This window comes from Bacillus sp. AFS018417 (genome assembly GCF_002560985.1).
GTDB lineage: Bacteria > Bacillota > Bacilli > Bacillales > Bacillaceae_G > Bacillus_A > Bacillus_A rhizoplanae.
Genome location: NZ_NTTM01000030.1, coordinates 110528 through 127238 on the forward strand (window position 1 = coordinate 110528; position 16711 = coordinate 127238).

At 35.0% G+C, this 16711-nt stretch carries 13 protein-coding genes; 7 read left to right on the forward strand and 6 right to left on the reverse strand.

Features of this window, described 5'->3' with window-relative positions; genetic code table 11:
- Nucleotides 1-166: 166 nt before the first annotated feature.
- Nucleotides 167-1081 (reverse strand): superoxide dismutase, encoded by a 915-nt coding sequence (locus CN326_RS13060; protein WP_098309451.1) that lies wholly within the window; start codon nucleotides 1079-1081, stop codon nucleotides 167-169.
- A 108-nt stretch (nucleotides 1082-1189) separates the two neighbouring features.
- Nucleotides 1190-1681, reverse strand: a complete 492-nt coding sequence (locus CN326_RS13065; protein WP_098309452.1) for a DUF3907 family protein — start codon at nucleotides 1679-1681, stop codon at nucleotides 1190-1192.
- A 471-nt stretch (nucleotides 1682-2152) separates the two neighbouring features.
- On the opposite strand from CN326_RS13065, the gene mprF reads away from it, so the two are divergent.
- The gene (gene mprF / locus CN326_RS13070) at nucleotides 2153-4729 is read left to right on the forward strand and encodes a bifunctional lysylphosphatidylglycerol flippase/synthetase MprF (protein ID WP_098309453.1); all 2577 of its coding nucleotides are present in this window, start codon (nucleotides 2153-2155) and stop codon (nucleotides 4727-4729) included.
- Nucleotides 4730-4734: 5 nt separating this feature from the next.
- Here the strand turns inward: mprF and CN326_RS13075 are convergent, their stop codons facing one another.
- Complete coding sequence (locus tag CN326_RS13075) at nucleotides 4735-5505, reverse strand: hypothetical protein (protein ID WP_098309454.1); 771 nt, start codon at nucleotides 5503-5505, stop codon at nucleotides 4735-4737.
- Between the two features lie 307 nt (nucleotides 5506-5812).
- Here CN326_RS13075 and deoD point away from each other — a divergent pair, with 307 nt between their 5' ends.
- The 4 genes from deoD (at nucleotide 5813) to CN326_RS13095 (ending at nucleotide 9641) form a co-directional block, all read left to right on the forward strand.
- A complete protein-coding gene (gene deoD / locus CN326_RS13080) occupies nucleotides 5813-6520 on the forward strand; it encodes a purine-nucleoside phosphorylase (RefSeq protein WP_098309455.1) in 708 nt (235 codons plus the stop codon).
- Between the two features lie 308 nt (nucleotides 6521-6828).
- Nucleotides 6829-8646 carry a HAMP domain-containing sensor histidine kinase gene (locus tag CN326_RS13085; protein ID WP_098309456.1) on the forward strand — a complete coding sequence of 606 codons (1818 nt, stop codon included), beginning with the start codon at nucleotides 6829-6831 and terminating at the stop codon, nucleotides 8644-8646.
- 106 nt (nucleotides 8647-8752) lie between these two features.
- Nucleotides 8753-9283: a tyrosine-type recombinase/integrase gene (locus CN326_RS13090; protein ID WP_098309457.1), complete on the forward strand. Its 531-nt coding sequence runs from the start codon at nucleotides 8753-8755 to the stop codon at nucleotides 9281-9283.
- 163 nt (nucleotides 9284-9446) lie between these two features.
- Nucleotides 9447-9641: a DUF3924 family protein gene (locus CN326_RS13095; protein ID WP_098309458.1), complete on the forward strand. Its 195-nt coding sequence runs from the start codon at nucleotides 9447-9449 to the stop codon at nucleotides 9639-9641.
- A 143-nt stretch (nucleotides 9642-9784) separates the two neighbouring features.
- On the opposite strand, the gene CN326_RS13100 is transcribed toward CN326_RS13095, so the two are convergent.
- The 3 genes from CN326_RS13100 to CN326_RS13110 form a co-directional block, all read right to left on the reverse strand.
- Complete coding sequence (locus CN326_RS13100) at nucleotides 9785-11743, reverse strand: beta-propeller fold lactonase family protein (RefSeq protein WP_098309459.1); 1959 nt, start codon at nucleotides 11741-11743, stop codon at nucleotides 9785-9787.
- Nucleotides 11744-11883: 140 nt separating this feature from the next.
- Nucleotides 11884-13947, reverse strand: a complete 2064-nt coding sequence (locus CN326_RS13105; RefSeq protein ID WP_098309460.1) for a hypothetical protein — start codon at nucleotides 13945-13947, stop codon at nucleotides 11884-11886.
- A gap of 340 nt (nucleotides 13948-14287) precedes the next feature.
- Nucleotides 14288-15133, reverse strand: a complete 846-nt coding sequence (locus CN326_RS13110) for a DUF72 domain-containing protein (protein WP_098309461.1) — start codon at nucleotides 15131-15133, stop codon at nucleotides 14288-14290.
- Nucleotides 15134-15481: 348 nt separating this feature from the next.
- On the opposite strand from CN326_RS13110, the gene CN326_RS13115 reads away from it, so the two are divergent.
- Entirely contained in the window at nucleotides 15482-15937 is a 456-nt protein-coding gene (locus CN326_RS13115) for a hypothetical protein (protein WP_098309462.1), read from the forward strand.
- 141 nt (nucleotides 15938-16078) lie between these two features.
- Nucleotides 16079-16696, forward strand: coding sequence for a hypothetical protein (locus CN326_RS13120; protein ID WP_098309463.1), 618 nt, complete (start codon nucleotides 16079-16081; stop codon nucleotides 16694-16696).
- Nucleotides 16697-16711 lie beyond the last annotated feature (15 nt).

The window sequence follows — 16711 nt, forward strand, 5'->3', positions numbered from 1 at the left end:
AAATATGAATGGAAGTTGAGGTAGGGGACTTACTGCCAGCAAATAGCGGGATAAAGTGAAACCTCCATCAGTGGGATTTTTTTATCCCCCACTTATCTTCCTCGCTTCTCTCTAAATCTTGAGGTGGGGGTTTTACTACCCACAAAAAAGACGCATCACGATGCGTCTAATATGATATCCACTGAAGTTCTTTTACACTTTCAAATCTTTTCTCTACATCACCCCAGTTGACAATATTCCACCAATTCTTAATATATTCTTCCTTTCGGTTTTGATATTGTAAATAATATGCATGCTCCCATACATCAAGTACTAATAGAGGGATCGTATCCCATTGCGTAAATAATTGATGAAGTGTACTTTGTAAAATTTCTAATCGCCCGGAACGAGGTGCCCAAACGAGAATCGCCCATCCAGAACCTTCCACCTTTGCTGCTGCTTCTGTAAAATGTTTTTGAAAACGTAAAAAGCTCCCGAAATCTTTTTCAATTTGCCTCGATAAGTCTCCATGTGGGCTACCACCACCATCTTTTTTCATATTGTTCCAAAAAATAGTGTGTAAGTAATGTCCGGAACCATGGAAAGCAGCTTCTCTCTCCCAATGCTTTATTAAATCAAATTGATTTGTTTTTCGTGCTTCTGCCATCATTTTCTCTGCTTTATTCAATCCTTCTACATAACTACGATGATGCTTATCATGATGAAGCATCATAATTTCCCTTGAAATATACGGTTCAAGTGCATTATACGGATATGGAAGTGGCGGAAGAGTATGTCCCCCAATCGGTACAGAAGTTTCTACATAATTTCTTTCGTATAATACATATTGTTCTGAATCAGACATTAACGCCTCTTGTAAGTAGTGTTGAATATGTTCAACATCATCACTAATTTCATAAACAAACTCCGCATCATAATCATATTCATTTTCTTTAATACGATCTAATAACATTTGAATTTTATATGCAAGCATATGGACATCATACACTTCCGTTGCCCGGTTATCTAATACGTGGAGAACACTTTCGCACCAACTTTCAACTTCATGAAAGTAATCGGTAAACACTTCTTGCTGACTCATATGTCACCTCCATCAATGCTATCCTTTTTAAATGTATTCGAAAGTATGAGCGTATATGACGTTTCAAAAAGCAAAAGAAGCTAGGAATCACCTAGCTTCTTTCGGTAGTTAATATTTTTGTATCATTTTCGTTTGATAGTCTGTCTCATAATATTCTAGTTCTTCACGCAACATTTGAAATTTCCCTTCTAACTCTTGCATCATTCGTTCAATAGAAAAAGGAGGTTGTTTTTGAAAGGCAATTGAATTCTTCCCTGTATAAGCTGATCGGCTATTTTCATACCAATAATCATTTTTCGGTGAAAAAAACTCTGCAATCACTTGATGATAGATTTTATATAACGTTCTTTGCGCTGCATTTTTTCGAAACGGCTCATTATTCATTACTACGCAGCAAGCATCTAACCCTTCTTCACAAAATACAAGTAAACGTCGAATTGAAGCTAACAATCCAGCAAAATACTGTTCATCGCCTTCAGGTGTTTCTTCTAATAATAAAGGTAATGTGTGATTATTTACATATTTTGTGATCACTTCAATTACTTCTTCCAAAAAAACAGTTACTTGCCGCGTTTGATTTTCAACCATTAAATTCGACATGCTAGTTTCTCCCCTCACCATTTTAACGGATTTTCGAAAATTGCTTATGCTGCTATTATTGTTTCTTCATCAAAATATACGCGATATTCTTCTATCGTATTAATATGAAAACGCTCTAGCTGTTTCTATTTTTATCACATAAGCTAGCGCAACATATATGTTTTGATTTTCGATTTTAAAAAGCAGATTTCCTTCAAAAGGAGTAAATTCTTGCAAAATTTCTTCAAAATAAAGTGAAACTTCCATCAGTGGGGGTCTTACTGCCCGTTAATGCGGGATAAAACATGAAGCTTCTTTTCTTTTCTGCTCTATCTTATATATTAATTCTTAAATGTAAAAAAATTTTGTAATATGCTAAATTACATTTTTTAGTTTATAGCTTTTGTAACTGAATTTTCCTTTTTATTTTCACTGAAGTTTGTCATAATAAAAATATTGCCTCAGTTTTCTTATATAAGGAGAGTTGTCTTTATGTCGTTTTCATGGAAACGTATGCTACAAATCGGAAAATTTATTTTCCCCTTTGTCATACTAACAATTGTGTTTTTTCAAGCACGAAAAGAACTATCAGGTATCTCATTTCGAGAAGCAGTTGAAACGATTAAAAACATTCCATCTGGTGGTTTTTTCTTAGCCGTTACACTTGGCGCATTGGCTATTGCTACAATGTTCTTTTATGACTTTGTAATGCTGCGGCATTTGCAAGCTGATATACCAGTTAAAAAGATTTTCCGCATTTCTTGGATTGCTAATACATTAAATGGATTTATAGGATTTGGTGGTCTTATGGGGGCAGGTATACGTACAATGTTATATCGTCCTTATGTACAGGAGAACGGTAAACTTCTTAAAAGTATCGCTTGGATGACAACGGCTTTTATTAATGGGTTAGCATTACTATCCTTTCTTGGCCTCATCGGCGTATTAGATACAAGATTTATTTTACAAGAAAAACCTTGGCTATGGCCAGTTCTCATCTTTTTCGCCCTTTTTGTCCCATTATACATAGGTGTTTCAAAAATAAAAAATCGCAAGCGAAAAACAGAAGAAGCAGAACAAGTAGAACAAAATCCAACTGTCCTCTATTCACTTGTTTCATTATTAGAATGGGTATCGGCAAGTATTGTTATGTATGTCATCTTACTTCTATTTGGGATTGAAGTAGATTTCCGTCAATTTCTCGGTGTATATGTCATTGCAGCCCTGGCTGGCGTTGTTAGCCTTGTACCAGGAGGACTTGGCTCCTTTGACCTTGTTTTCTTAACAGGACTAGAACAGTATGGATTTGATACAAGCGTATTGCTTCCTGCTATGTTATTATATCGCTTTGTATATTATATTTTACCATTTGGACTCGGATTGGTTTTTGCAGCGATTGAAATGACAGGAGCTGCTCTAAAGAAATTTGAAGATAAACCATTTATTGCACCTGCCCTCGAAACAACTGGAGTCCTTTGGACGTTACAACGTGATTTTCTAAGAAAGCTCGGTTCTTGGGCATCTGCTGCGTTAACAAGCTTTGCAGGAATCATGGTGATTTTCTCCACTATCTTTCCAACAAGTATTGAACGCGCCCATGTACTTCATATTTTAGTCCCTAAATACCTAGTACAGATTTCTTTTAGTTTATCGCTAACATTTGGTATTTTGCTCGTTATTTTATCAAGCGGCATTTATCATGGAACGAAGCGATCCTACTATATGACGATTGCAACCCTAATCGGAGCCGCGATTTTTAATACATTAAAAGGAATTGATTTAGAAGAAACCTTTATCTTACTCATTGTACTCGCTGTACTATATATGATTCGTAAACGATTTATACGTGAAAAAGTGGAGGTTTTATTCTCAGATGTAGTAAAAGTATTCCTTTTTTTACTTATTACATTGTATCTATACAAAAACTTAGGGGTACTATTTGCGGAAGCAAAGGAAGTGTTTAAACCTGATTTTGTTGTTCGTAATATTAAACAAGTACAACGAAGTGCATTTGCCGCAGCCTTTTTTGTACCAAGCTTTTTACTAATTGGTTCCATTATCGCAAATCGCTATCGAAGTAAATTTCCCGGGCAACCTTTCAATCCGAAACGGCTGCAACATTTTTTAGATGAACATGGTGGGAACGTGTTAAGCCATCTTGGTTTTTTAGGAGATAAGCAGTTCTTTTTCAGTAGCGATGGCAAAGCGATGATTCAGTTTTCTCCTACAGGTAAACGTCTTATTGTACTCGGGGATCCAATCGGACAGCAATCTTCTTTTCGTAAAGTATTAGAAGAATTTCTAACAGAAGCGGATCGTTTCGGATATATTTGCGTATTTTATCAAATTGAAAGTAAATGGATGAGTTTATATCATGATTTCGGTTACAACTTCTTCAAACTGGGTGAAGAAGCGGTTGTCGATTTAAACACTTTTACAATATCCGGAAAAAAAAGAGCTGGATTGCGTGCAACTTTTAATCGTTTCGAACGAGAAGGTTATACCTTTGCGATTCACCAACCTCCATTTGCAGATGAATTGTATGATGAACTCAAAAAAGTATCAGATGCATGGCTTGGTGGAAAAAAGGAAAAAGGCTTCTCTCTTGGCTATTTAGATCGTGATTATGTGAACCGTGCGCCGGTTGCAACACTTTCTGATGCTGATGGTCAAATCATTGCCTTCACAACATTGATGCCTGTATATCAAGATGGTGAGTTATCTGTTGATTTAATGCGTTATTACCCTAATGCACCAGGTGGAATTATGGATGCTATTTTCATTCATTTATTCCAATGGGCAAAAGAAAATGGCTATCACTGCTTTAATATCGGAATGGCTCCCCTTTCTAACGTTGGGTTATCGGCACAATCATTTTGGTCAGAGCGCGTCGCAGCAGCCATTTTCAACAATGTTCGCTATACATATAGCTTTAGCGGCCTGAGACATTTCAAAGAGAAATATAAACCAGCATGGAGCGGGAAGTATTTAGCATTTCGGAAAAATCATTCATTGCCAATTACGATGCTCGCTGTAACAAAATTAATCGGAAAACGAAAAGACAGCTAAACTTCTTAGCTGTCTTTTCGTTTCTGAACTTGTAATACAAACTGCTCCTCATATTTCTCTCCGTTTATATAAAAAGTACCCCATATTTTATAAATCCCTTCACTCGGAAACGTAACGCGAAATTGCAATTGTCCTTCATCATTAACAGGAACAACGTACAAGAAATGTTGTTTTTTTTCATCTACTATGTGCAGTGCAGCACGTTCTCCTGTATTTGAGCGAAATTTTAGTTTTTGCCCTTTTTCTATTTGAAATTGAAACGTTAATGTTTCCTCTTCATTCGGATGTAACGTACGAAATAAAAGCGATGTTTTGTAAGTACCAATATTTTTTGTTAATACACTATCTACAGCAATTGGCTTTTGTTTTTTTTCTTCTTTATTGCCTACTATAATATTTTTTTCAGCAAACTGTTTTGTTGTCTCTCCTATTTCTTCATATAAGAAAATTGTATATTCCCCTGCTTTTTTAAATTGATACGTGGCTTTATATGAACCATTACCAGTAAACGTTGGTCTCACCTGATACGACTGCGCTAACTGCTTGTCCACAATAAATAACCGAATGTGGTCGTTTACACCATGAATCTCATTCCCTTTTTTATCTTGTAATTGAAATGTAATATGTGCATTTTTATTTACATCGATATCATCAAGTTGCCACTTCACTTGTTGTACTTGTCCCGTTGTTTCTTCGCTGCTTTTGTATTTTTTCATATAAAATCCGCCAAGAACAATAAGAAGCAAAGCGATAATTCCTATTATAAGATTTTTCACGAAATCACCTATCTACTTTTTGATAAATTGTAACACAATTCAGACTATTTTATATATAAAAACATCTAATCTATATTCTTTTTTGTGCAATTATTTTATCTTACACTCTCTCCACCTACCTTCCTTGTCTTTTCATAATCTTGAGGTGGGATTTTACCGCCCATAAATAGCAATATAAATAGAAATACACGTTTGAAAACACACTATTGAAAACGCTCTACTTCGTGTATACTACAAAGAGAAAACTGCTTAATCGATATTATAATCACTATATAATATCGATTGCTACATAACGAGGAGGATATATATGAGCGTTCATATCGGAGCCAAAGAAGGCGAAATTGCTGAATCTATTTTATTACCCGGAGACCCTTTACGTGCAAAGTATATTGCAGAAAATTTTTTAGAAGATGTAACATGCTACAACAATGTACGAGGTATGCTAGGATTTACAGGAACATATAAAGGCAAACGTGTCTCTGTTCAAGGAACAGGTATGGGCGTTCCTTCTATTTCTATTTATGTAAACGAATTGATTCAAAGTTATGGTGTAAAAAACTTGATTCGTGTAGGGACATGCGGTGCGATTCAAAAAGACGTAAAAGTACGTGATGTTATTATTGCAATGACTGCTTGTACCGATTCTAACATCAATCGTTTGACATTCCCTGGATTTGATTTTGCGCCGTGTGCAGACTTTGAGTTATTAAAGAAAGCATATGATGCTGGTGTAGAAAAAGGTTTACATATTCGCGTTGGTAACATACTAACAGCTGATGTATTTTACCGTGAAAGTATGGACATGGTGAAAAAACTTGGCGATTACGGTGTTTTAGCTGTTGAAATGGAAACAACTGCACTATATACATTAGCAGCAAAATACGGTGTAAATGCATTATCTGTTTTAACAGTAAGTGACCATATCTTTACCGGTGAAGAAACCACAGCTGAAGAGCGTCAAACGACATTTAATGAGATGATTGAAATTGCATTAGATGCAGCAATTCAATCGTAATTTTCACAAGAACTTGTCATACGTCTGGCGAGTTCTTTTTTATCCCGCATTAACGGGCAGTAAGCCCCCACCTCAAGATTGAGAGAGAAACAAATAAGATAGGTTTGGGATAACTGCTGGCATGCGCCCGATTGATTCAACTAACCATCAGGGGGGATGAAAAAATCCCCCCTGATGGAAGTTTCATTTTATATGACTTTTTGAAAAAAAACTGTCTCAACAAGCGACAGATTTCCTCTCCTACTCTCTTTATTCGTTTGCTATAATAAGAAGACTACTATGGAATTTACAATTTATGAGGTGAAGAAGTGAAAAAAAGAAGCATTGTGTTTAAGCTTTTTCTATTAACATCAGCATTGTTTACTGCTACATTTTTACTCTTTTTCCTTGGACAATCACTGTTTTTAGAAAAATTTTATATAAAGAAAAAAATTCATACGGTCCAAACATCTTTCGAAAAATTTGTAAGTAAATATGAAAAAAGCGATCAGTCAGTTGAAGAACTTTCAAAGTTAAAACAAGAGTTTTATGAAAAAACAAATGCTGAACTCGTCTTACTAGATCGTAATGGCATTATTCAGGATGACAAAAATTATCACATTGAACTTGTTGATAAGTCTAATAAAACATTTTTTATTCCACTCAATAACATTTTCACAAACGATGAATATTCTTCGTTTATAAAATTAGGATTAAACCTTAATGATCCAATCCGTGTACAAGGGATCTTAAAACAAGATATGATTATTCCTATTACAATTACTACTGCCGACAACAGGATATGGCAAAATGATAATATCATTTCAGACTTGAAGCAATTTGGTATACAACTTCAAGACGTGAAAAAAACTTTATATACAAAGGATTTCGGTGTTGGTGTTAGTACATTTGACGGTACTATTTCAAAACTGCACATTCCTTCCTCAAGTGATATTCGTCTTGCAAATAAAGATACATTAATCCAGGGCATTCAGCACTGGGAGCTTTCTGTCGCATTAGGAAAAACAAATACAAATGAAATGACGACGTATACAATGGGCGGGGAAAATGAAGTGAAATATCAGATTTTTGTTAAACCCGTTGTTAAAAATGGTGAAATAAAAGAATTTGCATTTGCAATGACATCACTGCAGCCCGTTGATGAAGCTATGCTTGTTTTGAAAGATTATTATGTTTATGCATTAATTATCGTCTTTATTGTCATTATTTTATTGTCATTCTATTACTCAAAAATTATTGCAAAGCCGCTTATTAAAATGAATCGTGTTACAAAGAAAATGGCGAACTTTGATTTTTCTGAAAAACTTCCAATATCAACAGACGATGAAATTGGAAGCTTATCAGGTAGTATTAACAGCCTTTCTGTAAATTTAAAAGATCGAATTGACAAATTGCATGTAGCAAATACAAAACTACAGCAAGATATTGAAAAAGAGAGACAGCTAGAGAAAACAAGAAAAGAATTTATCTCTGGCGTATCTCATGAATTAAAAACACCGCTAAGTGTAATCCGTAGTTTCGCTGAAGGCATTAAAGATGGTGTAAGTAAAGATACTACGTATTATACCGACGTTATTTTAGAAGAAACTGATAATATGAACCGCCTTATTGTCGAAATGCTAGAACTTGCAAAACTTGAATCTGGCACATATAAATTAGAAATTGAAGCTTTTTCAATTGGAGAATTAATCCAACAAGTTTATACAAAGCTATTATTTAGTATCGAAGAAAAAAATTTACACGTAGAGCTTGCATTAGATCCAACTATTTATGTACAAGCAAATCGCAATCGCATTGAACAAGTTGTCGTCAATCTATTAAGTAATGCAATTCGTTACACACCAAATGGGAAACAAGTAAAGCTATCTGTCATTGAGTATGAAGAAATGGTAAAAGTAGAAATTGAAAATAACGGTACGCCGATTCCTGAAGAAAGTTTAGATAAAATATGGGACCGTTTCTATCGATTAGACGCATCCCGTAGCCGTCATACAGGTGGAACAGGTCTAGGCTTATCCATTGTAAAAAATATTTTAGAACTTCATCATGCCGATTACGGTGTGTATAATAAAGAAAATGGTGTTGCCTTTTATTTCGAATTACAAAAAGCAAAAGAAGTCAAATAATTTGTTCTAATTTCACGAGGAGTTCACATGAAATTCACATACTCCCTTTATAGTAATAACTAGTTAATCCTTTCCTTTACACATATAAAAGAGGAGAGTGCGTGAAATGAAACAAGTAGGACAACCAATTCAAAATGAAAAACAATTAGAAAAAATCAAAGATATACTATTACAATCTTCGAAGCGTGATGCTTTATTATTCGTGTTAGCTGTGAATTCAGGATTAAAAGTAAGCGAGATTTTACAATTAAAAGTTGGCGATGTTATTGATGAAAATGAACATGTTCGTCATTCTATTTTGTTCTATAATGACAAAATGAAAAAACATAAATGGTTCGCTGTAAATGAAGAATTGCAACATACTATCGAACAATACATGAAAGAGCGAAAAGTATGGAAACGAAATGAACCATTATTAAAATCTCAAAAGGGAACAAAGTCTATTACAAGACAACACGCTTGGTACATTTTAAATAAAGCGGCAAAAGAAGTTGGTTTAGAAGGGATTAGCTCACATACACTTCGCAAGACATGGGGATATTGTGCTTACAAATCTGGTGTAGATATTGCATTTTTACAACACTTTTTTGATCATAACACCCCATCCAAAACTTTAAAATACATCGGTATTGCTTAGTCATAATTACTGTAAATAGATTTTAAAAAAGGTAACTATTTTGTCAATAGTTACCTTTTTTAATCCAATAAACTCTATTACTTTCTTCACCATATTAATATATCTTTCTCTTTTCTTGTTTCTCCTATCTTCTAGTGATACTCTAGTAGTAGGGGGGAGAAATATGAACACATTAACAATTGAATTACCTAAAGAAACATTGGAAAAACTGCAATTATTACAACAAGCTCACAAACAGAAAACAGGTGCTGTCGTTACCGAAAGCACACTCATTCAATCTCTTATATCAAGAGAATTCATTCAAGAAATTACACCGTTTGATTTACAGAAATATGTACAACAAAAAGAACAGCGATAAAGTTCAACTTTGATTAGTAAGCGTTTTCACTACTGATTATTAGTTGAATCAAACTTGCCATTATAGGCAGTAAGACTCCCACCTCTTTTCTTGATGGTGGGAGTCTTACTGTTCGCAAATAGCGGGATAAACACCACTATTTTCTATTGAATTGATTTTACATATTCCGCAATTGCATGAACTTCCTGTTTTGACAGTTGTGGCTTTTCTTCATATTGATGCTTCTCTACTGCCTCTTCAACGGTTTTCGCACTACCATCGTGTAAGTACGGGGCTGTTGCCCATACACCGCGAAGTGTCGGAGGATCAAAGTATCCTTTTAGTCTTTTATTTTGGAATCCCCCACGTGCATCACCATCATAATTTGTATCTGTTTCATTAGCAGTCCCAATGTTATAAAGGAAGTTTGTATTGTTCGTCGTTAATTTACCATTTTCATCAACAGCTTTTGTGCTATTTGTGAAATTATCTCCGCCGTGACATGTTAAACAATTTGCCTTGCCTTTAAACAGCTGCTCTCCATCCTTCGCAGTAGGTGTTAATTCTCCATTCCCTTGACGATATGGACTTTTTGGGACAGGAAACGAATTCGGATCGTCCAAAAAGGCTTGCAAAGCATCATACATATGCTGCACATCTTTTGGAAGTTCTTTTCCAGGATCAATTTCCATCATACCGCCCATTTCACCTTGTACGGTATGAATATAATCTGTAAAATCATCACGTGATCCATCCCACATAAATAAACCTGTTTTTGTCGTTAAAACGTTGCTTGGTACATTTCGCTTCCCTTTTGGTGTCATTAATGATAAACCATTAATTTCTCCATCACTATGACATGTTGCACAGCTCATCCAGTTGTTTCCTGTAATCCCTGCTGCATATTTATCGCTATTTGCACTGTAGAATATTTCTTTTCCTTCACGTACAAGTTTCGATAAGGAATCTTTTGCAATTAATTTAACTGTCTTCTTATCAGCTTGCACTTTTGCATATGAATCATTACCACCTGTTTCTAAGAAAGCAAGATCATGACTCATCGCATTATGAACTACTAATGTGTTTTCTTTTGGAAGCAACATAATACCGCGCGGATTACTTCCTGGAATACGCCTTACAATTTGCGTTGCATTCCCTCCACGTGTTAAATCAAATACCATAAGATCTTCACTACCAGACATCACAACAAATGCCTTTGTTCCTTTTTCGTTAAAGGCTACATCGTATGGGTTTGATACAATCATCGTTTCATTTTTTGTATTCTTCACATTCATTGCTTCGAATAATTGTTTACGCTGATCTATAATTTCCTCATCTTTTTCTAAATCAATAATCGACACAGCTGGGAAAACTGTTTCTTCAAACTGAATTGGTGTATCTACATTTGTAAGCATATGTGGAACCCAGGCTGTTTTTCCATCTGGTGCAATAACAAATTGCTCTAATGTGTTTGGAATTCCTTGACTCTTTTTACGGTCTTCTTTATCTGGTGAAGATGCAAGTGTAATCACTTTCTTCACTTTATTACTCCCTGTATCTACAACACTAATTTTCCCCTCTAAATAGTGCGGTACATACAATTTCTTTCCGTCTTTTGTCATTGCAAGCGTACGTGGGCGATCACCAATTTCAATCTTTTGCACTGTTTTCTTCTTTTCAAGATCAATAACTGATACATTACCAGAGCGAAAATTCGATACATATAACTTCGTTCCATTTGGATTTGTAACAACACCAAATGGCTCAATTTCAGTTGGAATTCGATCAATGACTTTCTTCTTATCAAGTGAAACAACATCAACTTTATTATCGTACATACAAGAAACATATAATTTCGTTCCATCCGGACTGATTGTTAATTGTCTCGGTTCTTTACCAACTGCGATCTCTGACACTACTTTTCTACTTTTTGCATCCATAACTGTCACTGTATTAATATCAATATTCGCTGTATAAATCCATTTCCCATCAGCACTCGTTACAATGTTATCACTATGAACAGCGGTGCTGCGCTTCTCTTCTTTTCCTGATGTTTTCATCCCACAACTAGCAAAAATCCCTATACTTAGGAGTAATACAACCGCCATAAACAATCGCTTCATTATCTAACCCTTCTTTCTCACTCTACCGAGCATCCCCTGTTATCTATATCTCCTACTGATGGAAATTTACTTTGTTACACCCTTTTTTCATAAAAACCGAACAAGTTTATCAACTTGTTCGGTTTATTAATATCATAAACTTATTTTTCTTTCTTCACTTCAACATTGACAAGCACTGGAGCAATACCATTCTTACCATGACCTGCTTGAATTTGTGGTACATTATCCTTATCTGCATTTCCAAGCTTCCCTTTTATATAAACATCGCCTGTATCCCAGAACTCACTTGTTTGCATCCCTTCTTTTAATGAAGGCCCATTGATTACTTGATCATAAAAATCAACATAACGAGAAGTAATCGTTTTTTGTTCTAATGAATCATATTTCGTTTTATCTGCATCTGTATTACTTAAATTTTGCAATGCAACACGCAACACTGCTGATACACTTCCAGCTGTATAAGGCGTATATTTCATTTCACCTTTTTTCGTTTCATATGCATGTGCTTCTTTGTTCCACATTTTACGATCTACTAAATCATATAGTTTACGCGCTTCTTCGCGATACGTTTCATCTTTCGTTGCTAAAAAGGCCGCTGTTAATCCTCGGATTGCTCCAAGCTGTGCTTCTAATGTAACAGGTTCAGTATCTTGTCCTTTTCCAATTGTATAACTATTTGCCATAAAACCATCTTTTGTTTTCATATTCTTTAATAAGAAATCTGCTTGCGTCTTAATCATATTTAGGGCACGTTTTCCTTCTTCTGTTTGTAAGCCTTGTGCCTCTGCCCCGCTTGCATATCCAACCGGCATACCATCAATGGCACGCTGGAATATACGAAGTGCCTCTACCATATAACCTGCATCAAACGTATCAATACGTTTGCCTTGTTCTGTTCCGCTATGCTCTGTAACAAATGCACCTGTTTCTTTGTTATAATGCATTGCTTCAATATTTTCAAAGACTTGTAACATGACATCACGATTCAATGAATAAGGGTCATCTGCTTTTACATCGTTAGACGTGTCACCATCTACATTTTCTACTGCTGCTTTAGCAAATGGTGCTCCATCAAATGCTGCTTGGAATGCTGGATTCACATTTTTATTATTAGGACGCTGATCTGCCATTCCAAAAAATTCAGCAGTTGGCCATAACATCATCCATTGATCGCGAAGCACACTGCGTGCATCTTTCACTTCTAATTGACCAGCTTTAGCAATGCCATTCTTTTCATCTTCATTTACTTTAATCTCATGAGGTAAGTAAACAAGGCCGCCCTCAGGGCTATATTTACTTCCTGCTCCGTTCGTTAATTGCTTTGTATTTGCATCATAAAATAGACCATCACGAATATATGAAAGTTTATTCCAAATTTCTTCTGTTAAAATAACACCTTGCATACCATCAGCACTACTTTTTCCAAGGCGAATATTCGGATCTTGATCTTGCGTATTTGATGTAGCTTCTAATTCTTCGTCCTTATCTACTGTATGGAAACCACCTAAAAAATCTCCCGCCCATAATGCTTGTTTTAAAAATGCTGAACCGTATGCGGCTGGTGTTAACGTTTTATTCATTTTCGAACGATCCCAGCGCAATGTTTTAAAATCCATTTGGAAGGCTGGTACATACGTCTTATCATCATTTTCTGCATATATAGACGTATCTACTTTTTGCATATAATGAGGGTCACCGCCAGCATATTCCATAAATGTCGGATACATATTTGCAAAAATTTCTTTACGTGGATATCCTACACTATCTGCTAGTGTATAAAACCGCTCTTCTAGCCAAGATGGAGCTTCTTTATTTGTTTCTTTTGTCATCTTCTGTACAATTGGGGCATGAAGTAAATGGAAACCAAGCCCTGATTTTTCTACTACCTCATACATTCCTTCTTCTGAGTACTCATAAGACTCGATTCCAGCCATATAATCAAATTTCGTTGGTTTATTTTGTTTTTGTGCATCTAAAAGATCTAAATCTAATCCTAAGCTTTCTGCTAACGGTTCCCCAGCTAATTCAAATTCTGCATATGCAAACATGTTTGCAGCTGTATCAAATGTATAGTCCGTTACTGGTACACCATATGTACTTTTTTCTTTTGCCGTCGTCTCTTCCTTTTTACCTGTACACCCTACTGAAAGTAACAGTGAGGAAACAACAGCAACTGTTGTCATCACTTTCCATGGCTTTTTCATCTATTCCCGCCCCTTTTAACGATACTGATAATTATTATCATGTAAACGCTGTTATTATATTATTAAATCAATCTTTTGTAAACTTTAAATTTTTCAAAACAAAAGATACAAAAACTATTGACAATGATAATGATAACCATTATCATTTATTATGAAGCCAACAATTGATGAATCAACCAAACGCTCAGTAACATTGTTACCCCTCTTTTTTCATAAAGAAAAACACTGTACATTCCCCCTGTTTGTACAGTGTTTTTCTTTTTATCCTAATTAGCGCTTTCAATCAATGAAGGTGAAGTCCCTTGATAAAAATACTACTTTATCCTACTACTATTTCACTTCATTCAAATAAATTTAGTTGTTCAGGTCTAGGTTCGCCATACGTAACACCAAGCATATCCATCATTTGTTTTGCATTATCTGCCGCATCTCCGCCAGAGTTATTGTTAAATAAAAGGTAAATTTCCTTTGTTTTTGATTTTAATTCTTGTAACCTCTCTATCCATTCTTCTAATTCCTGTTTGTTATAGCGATATAAACAGCGGACTGCTCTCCAATTCTCTCCCGTATTCAGCCACCCATGTACATTGCGCCCGTGAAATCGAACTAAGGTCATCTGTTCATGCGTTGCTTCTAGTACAATTGGAATAGAACCAATTCCTGCTTGTGGTTCATCACAAATAGTATGAATCCAACCTTCTTGTTTCATAAATTGCAATGTTTGATTACGAAATTGTGGATAAAACCACGTTTGATTACGAAACTCTAATGAACATGGTATATCTCTCATCTTTTCTTTCGTATAGCGTAATAAATCCACATTTTTCTTTTGACAGTCGAACCAAGGTGGATACTGGAATAAAACCATTTTTAACTTATTTGCTTTTTGGAGAGGAACTATCGATTCTTTAAATGCCTGAAACATATCTTCAATATTTGCAAAAGGGGTCTCTCCGCGCATATGCCCTGTCATTCCTTGATAAGCTTTCACAATAAATGAAAAATTTGGTGGTGTTTCTAAAACCCATTTCTCATAATTTCTTGCAGGCTGTATGGCATAAAAAGAACTATCTACTTCTACGATTGGAAAATACTCACTATATGTTTGTAGTTTATGCTTCATTTCATAGGCATCTTTATATAAAGCGTTATGATCTCCCCATCCTGTTAACCCAATAGAAATCATCCGAACACCATCTCCTATCCACCTCTAAATCTCAAAAACATATTATGATATATGGAAAAAATCCAAATTACAGAGTCATTTAATTGTCTCACATTAACGGGAAGTCCCACACACATACTAATGTAAGTTTCACTTTATAAATAATTCATCACAAAATTACAATCTTAACAATTTCTATTCCATTGTTATCCTATGGCTTCTTAATCTACTATAACAAACCGAAAAAAAGTTTTGCTATACAAAAAACTCTCTTTCTTTACTTTTCTTTACCTCAGCTTAACGTTAATTTAACGCTTATTTTGTATAATTCATAGTGAAAGAACTTATACGAAACGAGGGTGAATGCAGATGAAAGTATTATCATCTATCCGCTTTTGGATTATTTTCATGTCATGTATAACGTTATGTTTTGCACTCTTTGTAATTGGAGAATACAATAAACCAAAAGCAGCCTCAAACGAAGGCACCATACCCTATGACGTCCTATATACAAAACAAAATCATATACCCCTGGTGCATGATGCGCAAAAAGAAAAGGTTGTTCTGAAGGGGATGGTGATAACCGACGCCACTTCGTATAAACAATTAGAAATAATTGCCAAACAAATCAAAGAAAAATATGCACATGAAAAACTCGATTCAATTGAACTTACAATCCACAATAAAAATAACAGTCAATATTATGATGATCTTGCTTTTGAGCCAACCGCTAAAGGAAACATTGTCATCTCCTATACACCGGTAACTAAAACCGCGCACAGTATGAATACAAATATAAATATTCAACTCAACAAGCACCCTTAATCTAAAAGGGTGCTTGTTTCTATGTATACGCACATTTTTTATAAATTAGTCAAGTATCCTAGGTCTTGTCCTGCAAAGATGAATATCATATATCGACAAATGATTTAAAGAGAGAGAACTTACATTAAGGAGGAATTATGTATGATGTATCCATACAATCAGTTCAATCAGTCGTATTATTCTAGAAATGCGATGAGAAATTACAAAAATTTAATTGGCACAAACGTTCAGGTTAATTTAGGAGGTCCAGAAAAAGCAGAGGGAACATTATTAAAAGTTCAAAGTGATTTTTGTGTCGTACAAAATGACGATGGTGTTGTTTACTATCCGTTACATCATATTAATGGCTTTGCCGAGCAATATGAAGATGACTCTGAAGAATCAGATGATAATGAACAAAACAACAATCAAAATAACCAATATGAGGCCCCTATCATTGTAAGCGGAAACCGTTTTGGAAGTGTTATTAACCGTCTAAAAGGAGAAACAGTTCAATTTAATCAAGGTCCGAAACAAATAGAAGGAACTGTTGTCGGCCGTACTAGAGATCATATTCTTCTTGAGGTTGATGGTCAGGTTACGTATGTACCAACGTTCCATGTTCAAAGTATGCGTTGGAACTATAATAATGATAATAATGACAACAATAACGATAATAACAATAACGATAACAACAATAATAACAATGATGATAACGAAACACGTAATCAAGATAACAGCGAAAAAAAGAGATGCAAACGATGCAAAAAACGCCGTTAAGACAATAACGGCTCA